The following is a 22,620-nucleotide window of genomic DNA, read 5'->3' on the forward strand; positions in this document are numbered from 1 at the left end:
AGGTAAGGGTTTTAGCGTTTTACAAATTGACTACACATAAACATACAGCTTGCACTGATCACAACGGAAGGACCAGCTGGTGTATCAAAATGCCATGAAAGAGTTAAACCACCTAGTACAGCTAATGCTCCAATAACGGAAGCAATGAAAGCCATTTGTTCTGGAGTGGTGGACAAACGTCTGGCGGTTGCTGCAGGTATAATCAGTAGCGATGTCATGATCAAGGCACCAACAAATTTCATACCTAAAGCGATAACAACACCAATCAGCAGCATTAAAATGAGTCGCATCAGATCGACGTTGATGCCTTCGACAAAGGCCAGCTCTTCATTCACTGTGGTTGAAAGTAATGGTCGCCAAAAAATCAATAATAAAATACTGACAGCAATGACACCTGACCAAATAAACATGAGGTCTGTGGTATTAACCGCGAGTAAGTCACCAAATAAATAACTCATTAGATCAATGCGTACATTATCAAGAAAACTCACGGCAATTAAGCCAACAGATAATGAACTGTGTGCCAAAATTCCAAGTAATGTATCAGTTGCCACTAACTGCTGTTTTTGCATAGTAACAAGAATGATGGCAAGACCAAGGCAGCAAACGAGTAACGCTAGATAAAGGTTTATATCTAATAAAAAGCCAAGCGCCAATCCCATTAAAGAGGCGTGTGCTAGTGTATCGCCAAAGTAGGCCATCTTGCGCCAAACAACGAAAGAACCTAGTGGTCCTGCAAGAATAGCAATACCGATGCCTGCAAGTATTGATGGGAGAAGAAATTCAATCATGATGGTGACCGTGTGAATGATTAGGGCAGCAAGTCGCATCGCCCTTTACTGGTTGACCGGCTAAGTCATGGTGATGATGCTCATGCTGATGGTGGTAAAACGCAAGCGTTTCACGGTTATTTGTACCAAACAGAGCTATGTAGCTTGGGTGCTGCGTGATCGCTGCAGGAGAGCCAGAGCAGCAAATATGATGATGTAAGCATATGACATCATCAGTTTTAGCCATCACTAAATGTAAATCGTGTGAAACCATAAACACACTGCAACCAAAGCGGTGGCGTATAGCATCAATGAGGTCATAGAGATCGATCTGGCCTTGAACATCAACGCCTTGGGCTGGTTCATCCAAAATTAGCATATCAGGTCGTTGTAAAAGGGCGCGAGAAATTAAAACTCGCTGAGTTTCTCCCCCGGATAACTTATGCATATCGTTATTTAGTAAATGTTCAGCGCCAACCAGTCTCAGCGCATCTAATAACTCTTGCTTACTGAAATTGCCCGCTAAGCTTAAAAAACGTTTAACTGGTAAGGGTAACGAGTCATTGAGCTTTAGTTTTTGTGGAACATAGCCAATTTTAAGTTTTTTTACCCGAGTAATCGTACCGCTGTTTTGTTTTTGCAGCCCTAATAAAACTTTGACGAGTGTTGATTTACCTGCACCATTGGGACCGATCAACGTTGTAATTTTGCCTTTTTCCAGACTAATGCTGATATTGTCTAAAACACGACGATCATTAAAGTCTACGCAAATATCTTGCAGTTGAATTAAGCTGGACATGAATGGAACTTATTTGCAATTAGGAAGTGTTATAATGTAACATTTCGCTCTCTTTAACGCTATATACCGAATGGAAAAACCACCATGTTGCGTCAAATCGCCTACTGTTTATGCTTAGCTACCTTATCACCACTGGTTTGGGCTAATACCGTTTTGACAAGTATTAAACCGATTCAAATGATCACCTTTGAACTGACTAAAGGCGTCACAGAACCAACGGTATTACTTGGTTCCAACACATCACCTCATGATTACGCAATGCGCCCGTCTGATGTAAAAAAGATAAGAGCAGCCGATTTAGTGATTTGGTATGGCGAAGATTTAGAGCCATTTTTAAGTAAAACCTTACAAGCACATCATAACGTCTTAACCATTAGTCAAATACCTGAACTAAAGTTAAGAGAATTCTCTGGTGATCACCATGACCATGATGGACATAACCATGGAACTCATGATCCTCATTTTTGGCTTGGGGTTGAGCAAGCTAAACAGGTCGCTAGTGCAATCACAGAGCGCTTAAAGAGCACTGATGTAGATAATGCGCTGCTATACCAAGCTAACTTAGAAAATTTCTTAAATGAAATAGCTATCACTAACCGAAATATTGTTCAGCAGTTGCGTTCGGTTAAACATAAAGGTTATTACGTTTTTCATGATGCTTATGGATATTTTGAGCAACAATATCAGTTAAATAATATGGGTCACTTTACCGTTAGCCCAGATCGAAAACCTGGAGCTAAGACCCTGATCAACATTAAAAATTCACTTGCGAAAAATGAAGCTAAATGTGTTTTTTCAGAGCCACAGTTTACTCCTGCTGTTATTGATACCGTGACTCGAGGTAGCCAAGTGAATAGTGGTGTGCTCGACCCGTTGGGTATGGATATAGATGTGAAAAGTGGCAGCTATTTTGAGTTGCTGAACCAGTTGAGTAATAGCATTTATGGCTGCTTGTCTGAATAGATGCACGCTGTATTGTTTGTTGTACATTTACTTGTGGTCATTTTCACTAAATATTATTGTTTTATTTGTTCCTTAACTTCAAAAAATTATAAGTTTAGCTAGAATAGTTGATAATTATCGTCGCAAAAAAACGTTTAATGATTAGGCGTATCATCGATTAAGGCTCTGCTGTTGAAAGGAACATTTTTGTATTCCAAATATTTGAGTCAGGTTTTGTGCTTACTACTTCTGTTATTGGCGTGGTATGCACAAGCCCTGGACAAAGCCCCTTCGATTTTTTACCCCTTGCCAACCCAAGCTCAAGGCAAAGTCTTTGTTGCCCAAAACTTATTCTTGGGTGATGAAGGGGGGATATGGATACACGATGTTCATGGTAAAGTGGTGTTCTTTGATGGACAAAATATCCTTCCTCGTCGCGGTTCAGTACTGGCACAAGACAGCGGTCACATTGCTTATTTCGATAATGCTTTTTGGTCTTACGTTGAGAATGAAGTTTATCGTACTTACCCAGCCCAACACCGAGAGCTTGTTTTCAGCCTCACAGCCGGTTCAGTTATAAAAAATATAGGTGCTTCTAACGGTTTTATTTGGTTAACCGATGACGCACATTTTTACACCTATAATATCCAGACAAAAAGAATTGATACTTATCCGTTGTCGGATATGTATCAATTCAACCAAGTCAGTCAATTGACAATCAATGATGCTAAATTTCTATTGTCAAAGTGGGTGCTAGCAACCAATGCTGGTGTTTATTTATCTGATGGCGAAAGCTTTTCTCATGTATTGAGCTCGAAGAAGCATTTTATTGAAAAGCTTTATTTTTCTGCAAAAAACAGAGAGCTTATCGTTGGTACGCTGAACGGAGCGCTCATTATCGATATAAAAAATCCAAATTCCCAACAACCAAAACGGATTGGATATTCACACGTATTATCATTGGCTGAAACCGACAACGAATATTGGGTTGGCACCGAAGATGGTCTATTCGTCTACTCATTTCTGACCAACAACGTAGTTAAATTGGAAAGCAATGATCAAGACAGCAATGGTTTACCAGGTAATCAAATTTACTCTTTAGTCAATGATTTGCAAGGTGGTATTTGGATAGCAACGGATAAAGGAATTCGCTATTTTTCGCTTTTTGGGTTTCGTTTTGAACGCAACCAGCAACCACAGTTAATTCATAATCAAATTAAGAAAATTGTTCCGCGGTTAGATAAAAAAGGCTACTGGGTATTAACCAATCAAGGTCTCTACCAATTCGATAGTAATTGGAACAAGATTAAGCTTTTGTTCAACCTGCCAATAAATGATTTTGTGCAATTGAGTAACACATCGTTATGGCTTGCCACCCATGAAGGTCTTGTTGTCTATAACTTAGAAACCGAGGCGGAGGAATCCTCTCATTTGCCCTTAAATCTACGCACGACAGATATCCTACACTTAACCCTTGATAATAACGGTTTAGTATGGGGAGCGAATGAGAACCAACTGTGGTCCTATGATGTTGGTGCTAATACGTTGACTAATTACGGTATCGATTGGTTTGTTGACGCCTTTCTGCCAGCTAAAGTGACCTTATTAAAAGCGACTCAGCGTGGTCTGTTTATCGGGACAGACCATGGTGTTTATACCTTAAATCAAGGTAAGATCGTTTTTCGACGGCCAACAAGTGGTTATGGGCGCAGTGTCAATATACTTGAAGGGAGCAATGGGGATATCTGGTTTGCGAGTAGTTACGGTTTGTTTAACCTTTCTCATGACAGGAATGAATTTACTTCAATCCCTTTGGCCGAGGATAATATCAGCCCTAAATGCTTAGCCGAATCACAAGAAGGAATATGGCTTACTTCATCGAATGGTATCTCTCTTTATAATCGACAAGGTGATATAAAAAAACACTATGCTGCACCTCACGGTCTTATTCATAATGAATTTCAAAGTGGGGTTTGTACATCAAGTATTATTGATAATAAAGCGTGGTTGTTGTCTGGTTCCCGTTTTGGTCTGCTTAGGGTCTCACCGGGTAAACTTGTTACGGCTACCCCCCCAAATACGTCGATTATTTTTAGCCAAATAAGTATCGATCATACGCCAGTGATGATTGGTCGTAGCCGTTTTCACCCTCTAGAACTGAAATATGGTAGCTCGATTAGTTTTTTATTTGGTTCTTTACCTGAATCCCGAACCCAATCGCTTGAATTTCGTATTGAAGGCGATGGCCAGTGGCAACCGCTAGAGGGGTCGCAATTAACGCTGGATCATTTACTTCCTGGTGACTACCGAATTTTAGTTAGAGACAACACTCAATATCCACAAAACAGCACAATGAACAGCTTATCATTTGTTGTTGCTAAGCCGTGGTATCTTTCATCATGGGCAATCTTGTTTTACAGCATTATAGTATTGGGCTGTGTTGCTGTAGCCTCTTTATGGCGTTCGCATTGGGTGGCGAAAGCGAACAGAGAATTGAAATCACAAGTGGCATTGAAGACGGAACAATTGCGCCATCAAAGTAAAATTGTACTCACTAACAACCACCAATTACGTAAGCAGCTACAAATTCGACATGTTTTTGTGGAACAGATGCTAGATTCAATTTCACCTACTCTAGATCAGTTGATTTATCGTACCCAACTCAATCAACTTGGTCGTTTAGAACGTCTTGCACAAAAAGTGAAACGAGAACTTACGCTATTACGTAATGTGAGAAGTGATAAAGCTTCCACTCAGCAAATTTATGATTTATCGATCATTCTTAACTCATCAATCGACAGTTGGCGAGATGAATTCGATAAAGCCGAAATCACATTAGTCGTTAATAATGAGCTCAAGCAATCTTACATTGAATCTGAAAGCTTTAATTTTGATTTAATTTTCAATACGTTACTGTCTGATGCTGTTAATCGTCTATATCGCAATCAATCATTACAGATCCACTGCTATGAGCGTGAAAGACGTTTATTTGTTGTTATTATTGATAGTGGTGATCAAATGATGAACTCAAGCGTTGACGGCTCTACTTCCGGTTTTGAACAAGAAGAGTTACATCAATTAATGCGATCTTCAGGTGGTGAAATCCATATTTTTTCTTCTTCAGAGCGAAACTTGACAGAGCTGTCTTGGCCTAGTGTGGATTTATTAACAGAAGAGTCTGAAGCCATTGAACTGGAAGATGCCGCAGAGAAGGTAACGATTGACCCGCTGGAGAAAGAGTGGCTCAAAAAAGTTGAACTGCTGATACAGCAATACTATTCCGACCCTGAATTCAGTACATCATCGGCCGCTAAGCTCTTATTTGTTTCAGAGAGAAGCCTTCAGCGACGTTTTAAAGCTGTTACTGGAAAAACCTTCAAAGAGTATTTGAATGAGGTTCGCTTAGAAAAAGCATGTCAGCGTTTATTAGCTGGTGAAAAAATATCTCAAGTTGCTTTCGACAGTGGCTTTAATGATCCCTCCTACTTTAGCCAAAGATTCAAACATCACTTTGGTTTATCTCCGACTCAGTTTATTGATGACAACGAGTAAAAACTAACTCCATAAGCTATAGCGAGCTCAAGAACGTTTTGTAGCGAGCATGATGATTGAAAATAGATATATCTATAGATATGCCTAAGAGTATGTTGATTGAATTGTCGTATTCGAAGAGAAAGTTTTGATGTGATGATAAAAAAAATATCGTGGTATAGCCGGGGGGACTATACCACGGGCACCAAAGGTGCCTTCGCTTGCTGCCGGAGTGATATGAGTTAGCCTCACATCACCTCTGGATTCATATCAAAGGAGAAGTTTCCTTTCGATGGGTTCACTATATGACTAATCACTTATTTCACTTATAAAATTAACGACAAGATGCCATAAGAAAAACGACATAGTTCGATATTTTCATAACATTATGATTTTAAATCTAAAAATAGAAAGGTCGTAAGCATGAGTTCATTTTTTTGTTCATTTGTTATTTTATGAAAAGGTCAATTTAACGTTTTTGACGTGGTACGTTTTAACAAAAGCAACGTTTTGATTTGCGCAATCTTTGATTTCACTCAAGAACATTAGTCGTATCAACGTGTATTATTCATGTTAATAAAAATATTTCTCATTACCACTACCATTGAGAGTGCTATAAATGAAACTATCTCAATTAAAAGCAGGGGAAAGCGCAAATATTACGGCGTTTTACCAACTTCCAAACGATGTTCGCAAAAAATTGATGGTGATGGGATTGTTGCCTCAAACTGCGGTGACTTTAGTTCGACGAGCTCCAATGGGAGACCCACTTCAAATTGAAGTAAGAGGAGTGTCATTAGCTGTGCGTGAAAAAATCGCAGCTTGTATTGAGGTGGAGAAAGCTTAATGCAATATCAAATTCTAACCGTTGGTAACCCCAATAGTGGAAAAACAACACTATTTAACGGCTTGACAGGTGCCAAACAACAAGTCGGTAACTGGGCTGGTGTAACCGTAGAGAAAAAAACAGGCCACTATTCTCACTCTGGCGATGAATTTAAATTAACCGATCTGCCGGGTATCTACGCTTTAGATAGTGGTAATGACAGTAATAGTATCGATGAGTCTATTGCCTCTAGAGCGGTATTGACTCATCCAGCGGATCTCATTATCAATGTTGTCGACGCGACTTGCCTTGAACGTAGCTTATACATGACGCTGCAACTTCGTGAATTAGGGCGTCCGATGATTGTCGTTTTGAATAAAATGGATGCTTTGAAGCGAGAGCGACAACGCCTTGATATTAAAAGACTTGAAAAGATATTGGGTTGCCCGGTATTCATGCTGTCGGCTACCAGTAAAGAGCAGGTCAATAGCTTCAAAGAGAAATTGCACAAATTATTACTGCAAGGTGTTGCTCTTAAAGAACTGGTACTTGACTATGGTTTGGCATTTGAACGATCAATTGAAAAATTATCGACAGCTTTTCAGCATCAAGAAGTGGTTGCGCGTGCATTGGCTATTCGTGCTTTAGAAAATGATCTGTTGGTGATTAATAGTTTACCTGAGTCACAGCGTGCTCTTGTTCGTAGAGAGCAAACATCAAGTGGTTTAGATATCGACCTACATGTTGCTGATACCAAATACACTTTTTTACATGAGCAATGTAAAAAAATCCGTCAAACGGAAGGAAAATTAAGCCATAACTTCACTGAAAAAGCCGATAAATTCATTTTAAATAAATGGATTGGTGTACCATTTTTCTTTGTAGTCATGTATCTAATGTTTATGTTCTCTATCAACATTGGTAGCGCATTCATTGACTTTTTTGATATCGGGGTCGGTGCATTGTTGGTTGATGGTGGGCATTATCTACTGGATGACCATTTACCAATTTGGTTAGTTACTGTGCTTGCTGATGGTTTAGGTGGTGGTATTCAAACGGTTGCCACCTTTATTCCTGTCATTGCTTGTTTATATCTTTTCTTGGCTATTTTGGAGAGCTCGGGCTATATGTCTCGTGCCGCATTTGTGCTGGATAAAGTAATGCAGCGTATCGGTTTACCAGGAAAAGCTTTTGTGCCGTTAGTCCTAGGCTTTGGTTGTAATGTTCCTGCGATTATGGCAACCAGAACATTAGATCAAGAGCGCGAGCGTAAATTGGCCGCGTCAATGGCACCGTTTATGTCTTGTGGTGCACGCTTACCTGTATATGCATTATTTGCCGCGGCCTTCTTTCCTGAAAGCGGTCAGAATGTGGTCTTTGCGCTTTATTTGTTGGGTATCTTGGCGGCAGTTTTCACTGGGCTTATTTTGAAGCACACACTTTTTCCTGGTTCCAGTGATAGTTTAGTGATGGAAATGCCTGACTATGAGATCCCTACCGTACAAAACGTGCTGATCAAAACGTGGCAAAAATTAAAACGTTTTGTTTTAGGCGCAGGGAAAACCATTGTTGTGGTCGTGACCATTTTGAGTTTCTTAAACTCAATTGGTATCGATGGTAGCTTTGGCAATGAAGACAGTGACAATTCAGTATTGTCTAAAGCGGCGCAAGTTGTGACTCCAGTATTTGCACCTATAGGTGTTAATCAAGACAACTGGCCTGCAACGGTAGGTATTATCACGGGCATTTTTGCCAAGGAAGCGGTAGTCGGTACTTTGAATAACTTGTACACATCAGCCGCCAGCGATGAGGGTGAGTATAACCTTGTAGCAAGTCTGCAAGAAGCAGTAATGTCGATACCTGAAAACTTAATGGGGTTAAGTTTTTCTGATCCATTAGGTATTGAAGTTGGTGACTTAACGGACAGTAACGCTATTGCAGAAGAGCAAGCGGTAGATGCTTCAATTTTTGGCAACCTAAAGCATCATTTTGTGACCGGTCATGCGGCGTTTGCTTATCTGATTTTTATCTTACTTTATACGCCTTGTGTCGCGGCAATGGGAGCTTATGTTCGTGAGTTTGGTATGAAATATGCCCGTTTTATTGCGATTTGGACCATGGGGTTGGCCTACGGTAGTGCGACATTGTATTACCAAGCTAGCCACTTTATGCAGCAACCTGTGAAAAGTTCACTTTGGATCGGCGCAATAGTCATCACGAGTCTATTGATATACCAAACACTGAAGATTCGTGGGCGTAAATTGCAGTCGCTACTGGAGATACAAGCCGCATGATCTTAACGGAGTTAAAAGGTTACATTGAAGAGAATGGTATTGTCAGCCGTGCTGACCTCGCCAAGAAATTTTCAATGAGTGAGGATGGGGTAGATGCAATGCTGAATGTCTGGATTAAAAAAGGGATTATTTCACGTACCATCGATACCAATAAAGCACATCATGTGACAAGGGTGCGTTATGCACTTAACCGCAATGATGGCTTATCACTAACGGTAACTTTGTAACTTCGTTAATGGTTCGATTTTTAAAAGCCGCTGAATTATCAGCGGCTTTTGTGTTTAAGCTTTATTAAAAATTGAACTTAATGAAAGCACATTCTGTATTCTTCTTAATAGATCACACTGTTCTTGCTCGGTGCGCATTACGCCTTGAGTATTTCCCCAAATAGGACCAGGCCAAGCAATATCACTTTTGAAGCGAGCGATATGGTGAATATGAAGTTGAGGCACCATATTACCTAGTGCACCTAGGTTTAATTTGTCGGGGCAAAATGTTGCTTCAAGTGCTTGGCTAACCGCCTGTGATTCAAGCAAAAATTGCTGTTGTTCGTGCATGGGTAAGTGGTGTAATTCTTTTAAGTTTGCTCGTTTAGGGACGAGAATAACCCACGGAACCGCGTTATCTTTGTGTAATAAAGCTAAGCAAAGAGGAAACTGACCTATTAACGAAGTATCTTTAGTCAGTTGAGGGTGAAGTTCAAAATCCATAGCGCTATCCAATATAAGTCGTGTTTTACTAGATAAAATAAAAGGCTGGCGTTTGCCAACCTTTTATATTTGTCACATCAAATAATTACATGCGTTCTAGAGTATCAATGCCTAGCAGTGATAAGCCTTGTTTGATGGTTTTCGCAGTAAGCGCAGCCAATTTTAGACGGCTTTGTTTGATGCTCTCATCTTCTGCTACAAGGATCGGGCAGGCTTCATAGAAGCTAGAGAATTGACCTGCAAGTTCGAATAGGTAGCTACACATAACATGTGGCTGACCTTCACGAGCAACGGTTTGTACCGCTTCTTCAAATTGAAGTAGTTTAGCAATGAGGGCTTTCTCTTTTTCTTCAGTAACTTTGATTTCGCCAGTGAGGTTATCCATTGATACCCCAGCTTTTGCAAAAATAGATGCAACGCGAGTGTAGGCATATTGCATGTATGGTGCAGTATTCCCTTCAAACGCTAACATGTTATCCCAATCAAATACGTAGTCAGTGGTACGGTGTTTAGACAAATCGGCATATTTTACAGAGGCCATCGCAACTGTATTTGCGATATTGGCTTTCTCATCTGCAGCGAGATCTGGGTTTTTCGATTCAATTAGTTTTGCAGCGCGCTCTTGTGCTTCATCAAGAAGATCAGCAAGGCGTACTGTACCGCCAGCACGAGTCTTAAATGGACGGCCATCTTTACCTAGCATCATACCGAATGCGTGGTGCTCTAGAGTGACTTCTTCAGGAACATAACCCGCTTTGCGAACAATGGTCCAAGCTTGCATTAGGTGCTGATGTTGACGAGAGTCGATGAAGTACAAGACGCGATCCGCGCCCAAGGTTTCGTAACGGTACTTAGCACAAGCGATATCGGTTGTGGTGTATAGGAAACCGCCATCACGCTTCTGAACGATAACGCCCATTGGTTCGCCATCTTTATTTTTGTATTCATCTAAGAATACAACTTGTGCACCATCGTCTTCTTTAGCTAAGCCTTTCTCTTTCAGATCAGCAACGATAGTTGGTAGCATGTCGTTGTACATACTTTCACCCATGACATCATCACGAGTTAAAGATACATTCAAGCGGTCATAGTTGCGCTGGTTTTGGATCATTGTGACATCAACCAGTTTCTTCCACATTTCTGCACAGTACGTATCGCCACCTTGCAGTTTTACCACATAGCTACGCGCTTTGACTGCGAACGCTTCATCTTCGTCGTACAGTTTTTTCGATTCGCGATAGAAGGCTTCAAGATCAGACAGTTCCATTGATACTTCGCCTGACTCTTGCTGTACTCGTTCAAGGTTGGCGATAAGCATACCAAACTGAGTACCCCAGTCACCGATATGGTTAGCGCGGATCACTTTATGACCGAGAAACTCTAATGTACGAACCACAGCGTCACCGATGATGGTAGAACGTAAATGACCAACGTGCATTTCTTTCGCAACGTTTGGTGCAGAGTAATCTGCAACGATGGTTTGCGTTTCAGCGGTTGCTACACCAAGGCGAGAATCAGCCAATGCTGCGTCTGCTTGTTTTGCTAGGAAAGCTTCATCTAGGAAGATGTTTAGGAAACCCGGACCTGCGATTTCAACTTTAGAAGCGATACCGTCTAGGTTTAGAACGTCCAATACTTTCTGAGCAAATTCTCGAGGGTTAGTGCCTAGTCGTTTAGCAACGCCCATAACGCCGTTTGCTTGGTAGTCACCAAATTGTGGTTTTGCAGATTGGCGAACAGCTGCAGGGCTGCCTGCAGGTGCGCCAGCGGCTTCAAGAGCCTGAGATACTTTGTCATTAATAAGTGCTTGGATATTCACACGCGTGTCCTTCAATTCTGGGAATTGCAAAGGTATGCATTTTATTCACCGCATTGGGTGAATGCATATCTCGATTTTGTTCATAATTTGGCGCACATAATACCAATTTTATTAAGGCGCTTACAGGGACTAAATTAGGAAATTTTCTACTTTTCAAACCGATCTTGGTACTATTGGGCGAAAATCATTATTTTGGACCGTTTAAATGTTTGAACCTCTCATTGATGCACAACTTCACCCTGAGCAGTTAAAACAAAATATCATTCAATTTATGCATAAAATTCAAGACCTAACTGAAATTTTGCATATTGATTTATCAAGCAATAAAGCCGACCACATCGCGTTGCGTATTAATGATCCTGACTTAGCAATATTGGCACATAAAGCTTGGCTTAATGAAGGAAGAGAGATTTCGAATGCTGAAATTAACGGGCGTCCTATTATTGTGCTTGAATTTTCATCACCATTACAGGTGTTAAGTTGGTCAATTGAGTGTCTAGAACTGCCTTATCCGGCTCCTGGAAAAATTTACCCACAGCAAACTTGGGAACACATCGAGTTTGTTGTGCAATCCAATGCGCAAACTGCTCAAGAATATCTGCATGACATACAGTCGCGTTATCCATCTCTGCAAGAGCAGTGGAATAAGCTTGAGTCAAAAGGGGTTAAAGTAAAATTATCGAGCCCAAAAGGAGAGGGGGAACGGTTGAATAACCCGACAGTTGCCTTTAAGTGGCAGGGGATATGTATTAAGTTACACCCGCATTCATTGAAAGATATCGTAGCGTCAGAGCAAGCATAACTTGCCCTGACTATTTTTGCTGCTAAATATATTAACCTAAATCGCAATCTTTAGGACGAAGCTGAAATTCTTCAATTGAGCCGATTTCTTGGCCTAAGCTCAGCGTTTCAGCATCGTGATGAGCATTACCTTGCGAGTGCATAATCAAGCGGTTTGCTGTTCTTGGTTTTAATTCATTAACGATAAAGCGAATCATATCACTGCGACTGAGTAACTTAAGTTCTTCCAAGACCAACTCTCTTTGGTCAAATCCGGCATCTTTATTGCCAATGGCGACCCACAGCCGTTGTGCTCGGCTACGTAGGGTTGGGTCTGGCGCTGAAATTTGATTCCACAGCCCGCGTTTACTGCTGTGCCATTGGTATTCATTAAGTTCAAGAAGCACCATGTAAAAAGCATTCAGAAATTCATCGACAGCGGTGATTAACTCGCTAGGAGCCGCATTAGGCGATTGTACATAAAGCACAATACCTGGGTGTCGGTTGAGTGGCATATTGCCCGTGCCGACCATATAACCAAGCTGTTGCTTGGTACGGATCTCATGGAAAAAAGTCGCTGACATCAGATGGTTTGCCAGTGAATATAAGGCGATATTGCGCGCTGAGGTGTCATCACATTGGTAGTACACCACTACCGCAGAGTCTTCTTGATCGCAATGAACTTCTCTTTGAAACGTCCCATTTTTTCCAAGCATGATCAGTGGGCGCAGTGACTCTCCATATTGTTGGTCTTTCACTCGCAATGCATTCTTCAATGTCTCGGCCATCGATTGTGCATCTTTCCGTAACCAGTCTCCATACACGAACATTTCAACATGCAGCTGAGCTAAAATTTGATCAACAAAGTCACGTAACTCTTCTAACTTGATGTCTTTTAACGCCTCGAGTAGTACGGGATGAGGAGGGTTGTTGGGTTGCAAAATCCCTGTCATGGCATTAAAAATCTGCGATATTGGGCGATCTTTAGTCGTATTACGCCAATTTCGCAAAAGTTGTTGTTTAATAGTTTTAAAACGACTCTCGCTGAAATCACGTTTGGCGAAGCGCTCTAAAATCATGTCCATCAATTGAGGTTGTTTTTGACTGAACCCCGAAATAGTTAATGTAACGCCACCTTGGTGTGCGTACATGTTGTAGTTCATGCCGGCGATTTCAGCTTGGTAAGTCTCTTTGGCAAGCGAATCTAAAAACATTTCAACGCATAGACGTGTTTTGACGATATTACTCGGATTTGCAACTGAAATCGGGCTATCAATGGCGATGTAAATTACCCCTTTAGGTACCCTAAATTCCCTATCTTGCAAGTGCCACAAACGAAAACCTGGTAACTCTTCAATAATTTCAGGATATTCTGACTGTGATGGTTCCAAATCTTTTGGGTCTAAGTCGTAACTAATGAATGGATTTTTCGGTGGTAGTGAGGTCGCTATATCAATGGGTGTTGAAAATAGTGCGAGCTGTGAGTCGGAAAAAGGCGTCACAGAATAGGGGGTAGAATACCATTTTACGTGTTTGCCATAAGCACCACCTTTGGCAACTAAAGTAGCTCGTAGGTTGCGAGGCGTTAGATACGAAAGCATTTGTCGTAGAAGCTGTTCATCGTAACCTGCCATCATGTAGTCACCATAAATGGTGTCTTGCGGCTTGTAATGCTGCATATTTACCACTAAATGGCTCACCATATCTAATGGTCGAGTGGTTTCTTGAAAGCGAAAAGCCGATTCAAGCACTGCTCTTTTTTCGTTATAGCGCCACTCATCTAGCCCTTGCTCGGCGATCAGGCTAATTTGGGTAAAGAGCGCTTGAATGATCACCTCAATATGATTTAGTCCCTCGCGGGTGAGATTAAAACTGACCGAAAACTCGCGATAGTTACTACCGCTAGCGCCTCCCCCTGCTGATAAAGAGGTGATCCAACCTTTTTCTTTTAGGGCTAGCATCAAGCTCCCTTCACCCTCATAACCGAGTAAATGAGCGAAGTAAGACAATGGTTTCACTTCATAAAAATCATCCATGCTTGGCGCTGGGAAGCTTAGTATAAGTTTACGAAGTTCCTTTAATGGCTCGATTTGGATAAATACCCCGGTATGCTCTTCCAACACAAAAGGTTCCGAGACAGATTTATGCCCAAGCTGCTGATTCAATATTGAAGAGAACTTTTCTTCTGCTAGCTGCTCAAGTTCATCTAGACTATGTGGGCCCGATAAAGCAAGCGTCATTAAATCGGCAGAGTAGTGTTGATTATGGAACTGGACGATTTCTTCGCGAATAGAAACATCATTTCTGTCACACAGAGTATCTAAATTACCCACCGAGAATTTCGCAAAGGGGTGCGCAGGGTTGATGGTTTCTTTTTGCACCTGGTACAAGCGGCGAGAGTCGTCGTTGAGTTTGAGTTTAAATTCAGAATCGACGGCTTGTCTTTCTTTATCTAAGGCTTCTTCATTAAACAGGGGAGCACAGAAAAATTGGCTGAAGCGGTCGAGGGCTTTTTCGAACGTATTCGGGCTGACATCGAAGAAGAAACAAGTATGTTCTGTTCCTGTCCAGGCATTATTGCTGCCACCATGTTGACTAATAAAACTTTGAAATTCGCCTACTTTCGGGTATTTTTCTGTGCCCAAAAACAACATGTGTTCGAGGTAGTGTGCAAGGCCTTCTCTATCTGATGGATCATCAAAATGGCCGACATTGACCGCTAAGGCCGCCGCTGATTTTTGCGCATCATCGGCTTGAATTAGTAACGTTCTCAACCCGTTAGTCAATGTTACATAGCGATAATGGTGAGTGTCGTTTGGGCTTAAATGCACGGTGAATCTCCACAGAAAATGCTATTCTAATTATGGCGTTGAAACAGTTTGGTGCAAACAGTAAGCAACGATTTTATGAACAAAATGTCATTTTAAGTCTTTGATCAACTTTAATAGACTGTTAACAAGGTCGAAGTCTTTGCTAGGTCTCCTGATATAATTGAAAATAATGCAGCGTAGACTGCCAACATGATAATCACTAGGAATGAGTAATGAAGATTTTTATTATGCGCCACGGAGAAGCTGTGCATTATGCCGCGAGTGACGCAGAAAGAGCCTTAACCGAAAGAGGGCAGCGCGAGTCAGTAGCTGTGGCCGTTGCTTGTGAGAAACAAGGTCTTCGTCACTTTGACAAGGTGCTTGTTAGCCCTTACCTAAGGGCGCAACAAACATGGGCATCTATCGCGTCATATTTTGAATCTGACGATGTGGTTACTTATGATGATATTACGCCCTATGGACAAGCCGATACGGTCTTTGACTATGTTTCAGCGTTAGTGGATATCGAGCAGTTAGAGTCAGTTTTATTGGTCTCTCACTTACCATTAGTCGGTTATTTGGCCGCAGAATTTGTCACCGATCTTGTACCACCGATGTTTCCGACCTCGGGACTGATCGGCATCGACTATGATCCGCACACTATGCAAGGAAAGCAGATGTGGAGTATCTACCCTTAATGAGGGCGGGTAAAAAACTCCCATAAGATGAATAACTAGGCTACGTTTGATCAATGAGAGTAACATTTATCATATGTAGCCATTATTTTGACTTTGTTGCTGGACTGAAAATTGCATCACAATGCTAATTCATTGTCATATATATCAATATTCATCAATAGATTGCTTGCTAGCCTATGAAATTCACACTCCCATTTGCGGATAGATTACCGTCAATACCACAACGTAGTATGCCTGCTATCGGTGCGCCGATTATGGTTTTGGCGACGTTGGCGATGGTTGTATTACCGATCCCCGCATTTTTGTTGGATCTGTTTTTCACGTTTAACATTGCCCTATCTATGGTGGTGCTATTGGTGACGGTTTATACCCGTAGGCCATTAGATTTTGCTGCGTTCCCTTCGGTGCTTCTTATTGCCACTTTGTTGAGACTAGCACTGAACGTTGCTTCCACTCGAGTCGTTTTACTGTACGGTCATGAAGGCCCAGGCGCGGCGGGTAATGTGATTGAAGCATTTGGTAATGTGGTTATTGGTGGTAATTATGCGGTTGGCCTAGTTGTCTTCTTAATTCTGATGATCATCAACTTTATGGTGGTGACTAAAGGTGCGGGCCGTATTTCAGAAGTAAGTGCTCGCTTTACCTTAGATGCATTGCCAGGTAAGCAAATGGCAATAGACGCTGACTTGAATGCGGGGTTAATCGATCAAGAGCAAGCTCGTGTACGCCGTTTTGAAGTCACCAAAGAAGCTGACTTCTACGGTTCGATGGATGGTGCGTCAAAGTTTGTTAAAGGGGATGCGATTGCTGGTATCCTTATCTTATTTATTAACATTATCGGTGGGTTATCCATCGGTATGGCTCAGTATGGCCTAGGCTTTAAAGAAGCCATTGAAATTTATACCTTGTTGACCATTGGTGATGGTTTGGTTGCTCAAATCCCATCGTTACTATTATCGATCGGGGCAGCCATCATGGTGACTCGTCAAAATACTGATGAGGACATGGGTGAGCAGGTTATTTTTCAGTTGTTCGACAACCCTAAAGCTCTGACCATCACCGCAGGTATTTTGGGTGTAATGGGTATTGTCCCGGGAATGCCACACTTTGCGTTTTTACTATTGGCAGCCTTGGCTGGTGGCGGTGCCTATTTAATGCAGCGCAAACAGAAGAAAGCGGCAGAAGAGAAACAATTGCCCGCTAAAGTTGATAGCGATACGCCTACACAAAAAGAGTTGTCGTGGGATGATGTTCAACCCGTTGATGTGATTGGCTTGGAAGTAGGTTACCGTTTGATCCCACTGGTCGACAGGGACCAAGGTGGCGAGTTGTTAGAGCGAGTAAAAGGTGTCCGTAAAAAGCTGTCTCAGGACTTTGGGTTTTTGATTCCAGCGGTGCACATTCGCGATAACTTAGAGTTAACTCCAAACAGCTACCGGATAACATTGATGGGCGTAGCCGTTGGCGAAGCAGAAATTCGTCCCGATCAAGAACTTGCGATTAACCCAGGGCAAGTTTACGGCGTTATTGATGGCGAGCGCACGGTTGACCCTGCTTTTGGCCTTGAAGCCGTGTGGATCAGAGAAGATCAACGTGAACATGCTCAAGCGTTAGGTTACACTGTTGTTGACTCTTCAACCGTTCTCGCTACACACCTTAGCCAACTTCTCACAAATAATGCTTCACAGCTTATCGGTCATGAGGAAGTGCAAAATCTTATCGAAATGCTTGGGCGATCAGCACCGAGATTGGTGGAAAACTTTGTCCCTGACCAACTGCCACTTGGTACCGTCGTAAAAGTGCTGCAAAACTTACTCAATGAAGCTATTCCTATCCGAGATATCAGAACCATTATTCAAACATTGGCTGAGTACTCAGGTAAGAGTCAAGAACCTGACATATTAACCGCAGCGGTTCGGATCTCATTAAAACGTTTAATTGTTCAAGAAATCAATGGAATAGAGCCTGAGTTGCCAGTGATTACACTCATTCCTGAGCTGGAACAAATATTGCATCAGACAATGCAAGCATCGGGCGGAGAGTCTGCGGGTATTGAACCTGGTTTAGCGGAACGCTTACAAGCTGCACTCAGCCATGCAACGCAAGAGCAGGAATTAAAAGGTGAACCTGCGGTGTTACTAACCTCAGGCGTACTTCGTTCGACATTGGCGAAGTTTGTGAAAAACACAATACCGAATTTGCGTGTGCTCTCTTACCAAGAAATACCTGACGAGAAACAAATTCGAATTGTTCAAGCCGTCGGAAACTAACGGAACGGCCGCCAACTGATACATAAGGCTTTGCCCCTTAAACACGGATATCTGCTTTGAAAATAAAACGATTTTTTGCCAAAGACATGCGTACCGCACTGCTTCAAGTAAAAGAAGAACTTGGCGCAGAAGCGGTGATCATGTCGAATAAAAAAGTCGCGGGTGGTGTAGAAATTGTCGCCGCTGTTGATGGTGAGCAGCCAGCGCAACAAAACAGTAACAAGCGTTACAGTTCTCAGCCTAGGGCGCAGGGATATACCCAGGTCACCCCGTCATTGAATAATGCTAATACATCTCGCGAACTCGATGATGATCGCGTCAGTCTGCAAAATAGTGCAGATACTGGGCGTTCAATGACCAAGCGTTTCGCGAATATGCTTAAGCAATACAGTACACCGGGAAGCTCTGATTCTGAATATCGTTCAGAGAATGAAGATTCCTTGTCGGCATTGCTACAACGTCAGTCGGGCTCTAAACATTCGAATACAGGGCGAAATAGCCCAGAGTTAAATGCTGACTCACCACTCGCGAAATTGATTGCTGAAGACAGAAGATCGGCATCTCGACCAGCACCAAAATTAGATCCATCCCGCTACGATCGCCAACAAGTTAAAGAGCAGAATGCTGCAAACCCTGAGCTTGAGAATATGCGTGAAGAAATGACGTCGATTCGACGCTTATTAGAACATCAAGTGTCTGGTCTCATGTGGCAAGAAGTCGAACGTCGTGAGCCACTGCGAGCAATGTTGATCAAAAGACTTGAGCGAATGGGTGTTTCACAAGAGTTAGCGGATCAACTGGCTTGTTATATTCCAGAAGATACGCCACCACCAAAAGCGTGGAAAGCGTTACTTGGCTTAGTGGCTGATCAAGTCCCTGTTTCTAAACAAGATATTTTAAAACGTGGTGGCGTGGTCGCGTTGCTAGGGCCTACGGGGGTGGGTAAAACTACCACGATTGCAAAACTGGCGGCTCGCGCAGCGATGGAATATGGCGCAGACAATGTCGCACTCGTTACTACTGATACTTACCGTATTGGTGCACATGAGCAACTTTCCATTTATGGAAGAATTATGGGATGTCCTGTAAGAGTTGCTAAAGATTCCAATGAGTTAGCCGATGTAATATATCAGCTACGTAATCGTCGCCTAATTTTAGTTGATACTGCTGGTATGGGGCAACGTGATGTTCGATTATCCGAACAGCTCGATACCTTGATGCAAGAGAGTAGCGAAGTGATTCATAGTTATCTTGTATTGCCAGCTACGGCTCAAAGAAAAGTACTACAAGAAACCATTGAGCATTTCAGAAGGATACCTCTTTCTGGGTGCATTATGACTAAACTGGATGAATCATTGAGTTTGGGTGAATTTGTGAGTGTTGTCGTTCAAAATGCGTTACCCGTCGCTTATATCGCGAATGGTCAACGTGTACCCGAAGATATTGTGATTGCACAGCCGAAATACATGGTCGCAAAGGCAAATGAATTGCTAGAGAAGTCGACAGAAAATGAACCTCATTACTGGAGCAGTGACTCCGAGAGATTCTAGGCGGCGGACAGATATGGCGAATAATATGATATATGACCAAGCGAGCGGTTTACGCCGCTTAACTCAACCGTCACTTACCAAAGTCATCTCAGTGACGGGTGGTAAAGGTGGTGTTGGTAAATCTCACGTGACACTCGGTATGGCGATCTGTATGGCTCGTCAGGGTAAGAAAGTCATGGTTTTGGATGCTGACTTAGGTCTTGCTAATGTGGATGTCATGCTTGGCATCCGACCGAAGCGAAACTTAGGGCATGTACTCGCGGGTGAGTGTGAATTAAAAGATGCCATTGTTGAGGGCCCTTTTGGTATTCGAATTATCCCAGCGACATCGGGTACACAATCAATGACAGAGTTGTCACATGCGCAACATGTTGGTTTAATACGTGCCTTTGGCAGCTTAGAAGATGAGATGGATATCTTACTCATTGATACTGCAGCCGGTATCTCTGATATGGTGGTGAGTTTCTCTCGTGCAGCGCAAGATGTGGTTATTGTGGTGTGTGATGAGCCAACTTCTATCACGGATGCATATGCACTGATCAAACTTTTGAGCAGAGAGCACCAAGTTCAACGCTTTAAGATTGTCGCTAACATGGTCAGAAGCTATCGTGAAGGTAGGGAATTGTTTGCTAAATTAACTTTAGTGACAGAAAGATTCCTAAATGTGAGCCTCGAGCTTGTCGCTTGTATACCTTTAGATGATAAAGTACGCCAAGCCGTTAAAAGACAAAAGATTGTCGTCGATGCATATCCACGCTCGCCAGCGGCACTTGCAATTAGCTCACTGGCGAACAAAGCATTAACTTGGCCGATTCCTAGAACACCAAGTGGACATCTAGAGTTTTTTGTAGAGCGTTTACTCAATAGAACAGAAAGTGTAGGGGAACCATTCGGTGAATAAAGCGCTTACTTATGACCAACACGGAAACCTTAATAGCCAACAAGCATTTTTGGAAAAATACTCTGTATTGGTAAAGCGTATTGCACACCACTTGATTGGACGCCTGCCGCCCAACGTATTAGTCGAAGACTTGATACAAGCGGGTATGATCGGCCTACTTGAAGCACAGAAAAATTATGATGGGACCAAAGGTGCAAGCTTTGAAACCTATGCAGGGATTCGAATTCGTGGGGCAATGCTTGACGATATTCGACGTGGTGATTGGGTACCACGCTCGGTTCATAAACACAATCGAGAAATTACCCAAGCTATTTCAGTACTGGAAGGTGAGCTGAATCGAGAGCCATCTGATACCGAAGTTGCAAAGTTTTTGGGCATGTCATTAGATCAGTACCATACTGTATTGACTGATATTAATTGCTCACGAATTGTCGGTATTGAAGACTTAGGCATTTCAGATGATGCAATTTCCCCTTTAGATGACGATGAAGATAACTCGCCATTTAAGGGAGTTGCAGATGAATCGTTTCGTAAAGCATTGGTTGAATCAATAAAATCACTTCCAGAACGTGAAGCTTTAGTACTTTCGCTCTATTATGATGAAGAGCTAAACTTAAAAGAAATTGGTGAAGTACTTGGGGTTAGCGAATCTCGCGTTAGCCAAATACTAAGCCAATCTATGCAGCGACTAAGAGTAAAGTTAAGTTCTTGGACGCAAAATGACTAATATCACTGATTTCGAGCTCAGTGGAGGCAATTTTGAATAAAAACATGAAGATCCTTATTGTTGACGACTTTTCAACAATGCGCCGTATTGTTAAGAATCTACTTCGAGATTTGGGCTTCAATAATACCCAAGAAGCAGACGATGGCCTGACAGCGTTGCCTATGCTTAAGAAAGGTGATTTTGACTTTGTTGTTACTGACTGGAATATGCCAGGTATGCAAGGCATCGATTTGCTGAAAAACATTCGAGCAGATGCAGCGCTAAAGCATTTACCTGTACTTATGATTACGGCAGAAGCAAAACGTGAACAGATCATCGAGGCTGCGCAAGCTGGTGTTAATGGCTATATCGTAAAACCATTTACGGCTGCTACGCTTAAAGAAAAACTAGATAAAATTTTCGAGCGTTTATAAAGCTTTTTTGCCATAGGCAAAAGGTATTCTATTCATTTTACGCGCGAAAAGGCCAATCGGATGATTTCATTAGAACAAGCAAAAGAGCTCGTTCAGCTACTAGAAAATGAACAGCAAGAACAGGCAGATCTGCTACTTAAAGACATCTATGACAATGCAAGCAATCCAATGCTGCAAGAAATAGGGGCTTTAACTAGGGAACTGCATGATTCTTTGAAACAGTTCAGTATTGATGAGCGAATGACGCAAATTGCCAATGACGAAATCCCAGATGCAAGGGACCGCCTTCAATACGTCATTGATAAAACAGAAGTGGCTGCGAATAAGACAATGGATGCAGTGGACAGATGCATGCCGATAGCCGACAACCTCCATGAAGGGTTGCTTCAAGTTCGTCCTCAGTGGAACGAATTAATGCATGGACGCATTGATCTCAACGAGTTCAAAGCGCTTTGCCACCGTATTGATGCATTGTTGTCACAAGTTGAAGGCAACAGCAGCGAATTACGTGGTCAGCTAACTGAGATTTTGATGGCGCAAGATTTTCAAGATCTGACAGGTCAAATAATTAGACGTGTAATTACTTTGGTTAATGAGGTTGAGGGTCGTCTTGTTGAAATCCTCACAGCCTTTGGTACTAACCAAATAGAACAAGAATCGGATAAGAAGAAGAACGCTTCAATCGATCCTGAAGGTCCAATACTGAATCCTCACGAAAGAGAAGACGCGGTTTCATCTCAAGACGAAGTCGATGACTTGTTATCGAGTCTTGGTTTTTAG

The 22,620-nt window shown here is 42.1% G+C and carries 18 protein-coding genes; 13 read left to right on the top strand and 5 right to left on the bottom strand.

The window, feature by feature from the left end:
• Window positions 1–11: 11 nt before the first annotated feature.
• Together znuB and znuC are read right to left on the bottom strand one after the other, a co-directional pair.
• A complete protein-coding gene (gene znuB, locus MCT08_RS05805; protein WP_261917500.1) occupies window positions 12–791 on the bottom strand; it encodes a zinc ABC transporter permease subunit ZnuB in 780 nt (259 codons plus the stop codon).
• Window positions 784–1,569 carry a zinc ABC transporter ATP-binding protein ZnuC gene (gene znuC, locus MCT08_RS05810; RefSeq protein WP_274678035.1) on the bottom strand — a complete coding sequence of 262 codons (786 nt, stop codon included), beginning with the start codon at window positions 1,567–1,569 and terminating at the stop codon, window positions 784–786. Before znuC ends, znuB begins: the two co-directional genes overlap by 8 nt.
• Before the next feature lie 84 nt (window positions 1,570–1,653).
• Here znuC and znuA point away from each other — a divergent pair, with 84 nt between their 5' ends.
• From znuA to MCT08_RS05835, 5 genes are all read left to right on the top strand, one after another.
• A complete protein-coding gene (znuA, locus tag MCT08_RS05815; protein WP_053311813.1) occupies window positions 1,654–2,532 on the top strand; it encodes a zinc ABC transporter substrate-binding protein ZnuA in 879 nt (292 codons plus the stop codon).
• A gap of 171 nt (window positions 2,533–2,703) precedes the next feature.
• The gene (locus MCT08_RS05820) at window positions 2,704–6,063 is read left to right on the top strand and encodes a helix-turn-helix domain-containing protein (protein WP_425609324.1); all 3,360 of its coding nucleotides are present in this window, start codon (window positions 2,704–2,706) and stop codon (window positions 6,061–6,063) included.
• Between the two features lie 598 nt (window positions 6,064–6,661).
• Entirely contained in the window at window positions 6,662–6,889 is a 228-nt protein-coding gene (locus MCT08_RS05825; protein WP_053311811.1) for a FeoA family protein, read from the top strand.
• Entirely contained in the window at window positions 6,889–9,162 is a 2,274-nt protein-coding gene (gene feoB, locus MCT08_RS05830; protein WP_274678037.1) for a Fe(2+) transporter permease subunit FeoB, read from the top strand. The genes MCT08_RS05825 and feoB overlap by 1 nt, the downstream gene beginning before the upstream one ends.
• Window positions 9,159–9,389 carry a FeoC-like transcriptional regulator gene (locus tag MCT08_RS05835; protein ID WP_053311809.1) on the top strand — a complete coding sequence of 77 codons (231 nt, stop codon included), beginning with the start codon at window positions 9,159–9,161 and terminating at the stop codon, window positions 9,387–9,389. Before feoB ends, MCT08_RS05835 begins: the two co-directional genes overlap by 4 nt.
• Window positions 9,390–9,443: 54 nt before the next feature.
• On the opposite strand, the gene MCT08_RS05840 is transcribed toward MCT08_RS05835, so the two are convergent.
• Together MCT08_RS05840 and argS are read right to left on the bottom strand one after the other, a co-directional pair.
• Window positions 9,444–9,872 (bottom strand): HIT family protein, encoded by a 429-nt coding sequence (locus tag MCT08_RS05840; protein ID WP_261915270.1) that lies wholly within the window; start codon window positions 9,870–9,872, stop codon window positions 9,444–9,446.
• Between the two features lie 85 nt (window positions 9,873–9,957).
• Entirely contained in the window at window positions 9,958–11,691 is a 1,734-nt protein-coding gene (gene argS / locus MCT08_RS05845) for an arginine--tRNA ligase (RefSeq protein ID WP_168521495.1), read from the bottom strand.
• Window positions 11,692–11,896: 205 nt separating this feature from the next.
• Here argS and MCT08_RS05850 point away from each other — a divergent pair, with 205 nt between their 5' ends.
• Window positions 11,897–12,493 carry a VOC family protein gene (locus tag MCT08_RS05850; RefSeq protein WP_274678038.1) on the top strand — a complete coding sequence of 199 codons (597 nt, stop codon included), beginning with the start codon at window positions 11,897–11,899 and terminating at the stop codon, window positions 12,491–12,493.
• Between the two features lie 31 nt (window positions 12,494–12,524).
• On the opposite strand, the gene MCT08_RS05855 is transcribed toward MCT08_RS05850, so the two are convergent.
• Window positions 12,525–15,302, bottom strand: a complete 2,778-nt coding sequence (locus tag MCT08_RS05855; protein WP_274678039.1) for an insulinase family protein — start codon at window positions 15,300–15,302, stop codon at window positions 12,525–12,527.
• 212 nt (window positions 15,303–15,514) lie between these two features.
• Here MCT08_RS05855 and sixA point away from each other — a divergent pair, with 212 nt between their 5' ends.
• The 7 genes from sixA to MCT08_RS05890 all read left to right on the top strand — a co-directional run bounded on the left by sixA (window position 15,515) and on the right by MCT08_RS05890 (window position 22,620).
• Window positions 15,515–15,979 (top strand): phosphohistidine phosphatase SixA, encoded by a 465-nt coding sequence (sixA, locus tag MCT08_RS05860; RefSeq protein ID WP_274678040.1) that lies wholly within the window; start codon window positions 15,515–15,517, stop codon window positions 15,977–15,979.
• A 176-nt stretch (window positions 15,980–16,155) separates the two neighbouring features.
• Entirely contained in the window at window positions 16,156–18,249 is a 2,094-nt protein-coding gene (gene flhA / locus MCT08_RS05865; RefSeq protein ID WP_172532353.1) for a flagellar biosynthesis protein FlhA, read from the top strand.
• A 56-nt stretch (window positions 18,250–18,305) separates the two neighbouring features.
• Window positions 18,306–19,799: a flagellar biosynthesis GTPase FlhF gene (gene flhF / locus MCT08_RS05870; protein WP_053311802.1), complete on the top strand. Its 1,494-nt coding sequence runs from the start codon at window positions 18,306–18,308 to the stop codon at window positions 19,797–19,799.
• Window positions 19,800–19,812: 13 nt separating this feature from the next.
• Window positions 19,813–20,700, top strand: coding sequence for a MinD/ParA family protein (locus MCT08_RS05875; RefSeq protein WP_053311801.1), 888 nt, complete (start codon window positions 19,813–19,815; stop codon window positions 20,698–20,700).
• Window positions 20,693–21,427: an RNA polymerase sigma factor FliA gene (locus tag MCT08_RS05880; protein ID WP_053311800.1), complete on the top strand. Its 735-nt coding sequence runs from the start codon at window positions 20,693–20,695 to the stop codon at window positions 21,425–21,427. The genes MCT08_RS05875 and MCT08_RS05880 overlap by 8 nt, the downstream gene beginning before the upstream one ends.
• 44 nt (window positions 21,428–21,471) lie before the next feature.
• Window positions 21,472–21,840, top strand: a complete 369-nt coding sequence (gene cheY / locus MCT08_RS05885) for a chemotaxis response regulator CheY (protein WP_168523960.1) — start codon at window positions 21,472–21,474, stop codon at window positions 21,838–21,840.
• Between the two features lie 60 nt (window positions 21,841–21,900).
• Complete coding sequence (locus MCT08_RS05890) at window positions 21,901–22,620, top strand: protein phosphatase CheZ (protein ID WP_053311799.1); 720 nt, start codon at window positions 21,901–21,903, stop codon at window positions 22,618–22,620.

It is taken from the genome of Vibrio aestuarianus (assembly GCF_028858425.1).
In the GTDB taxonomy this organism is placed as follows: domain Bacteria; phylum Pseudomonadota; class Gammaproteobacteria; order Enterobacterales; family Vibrionaceae; genus Vibrio; species Vibrio aestuarianus.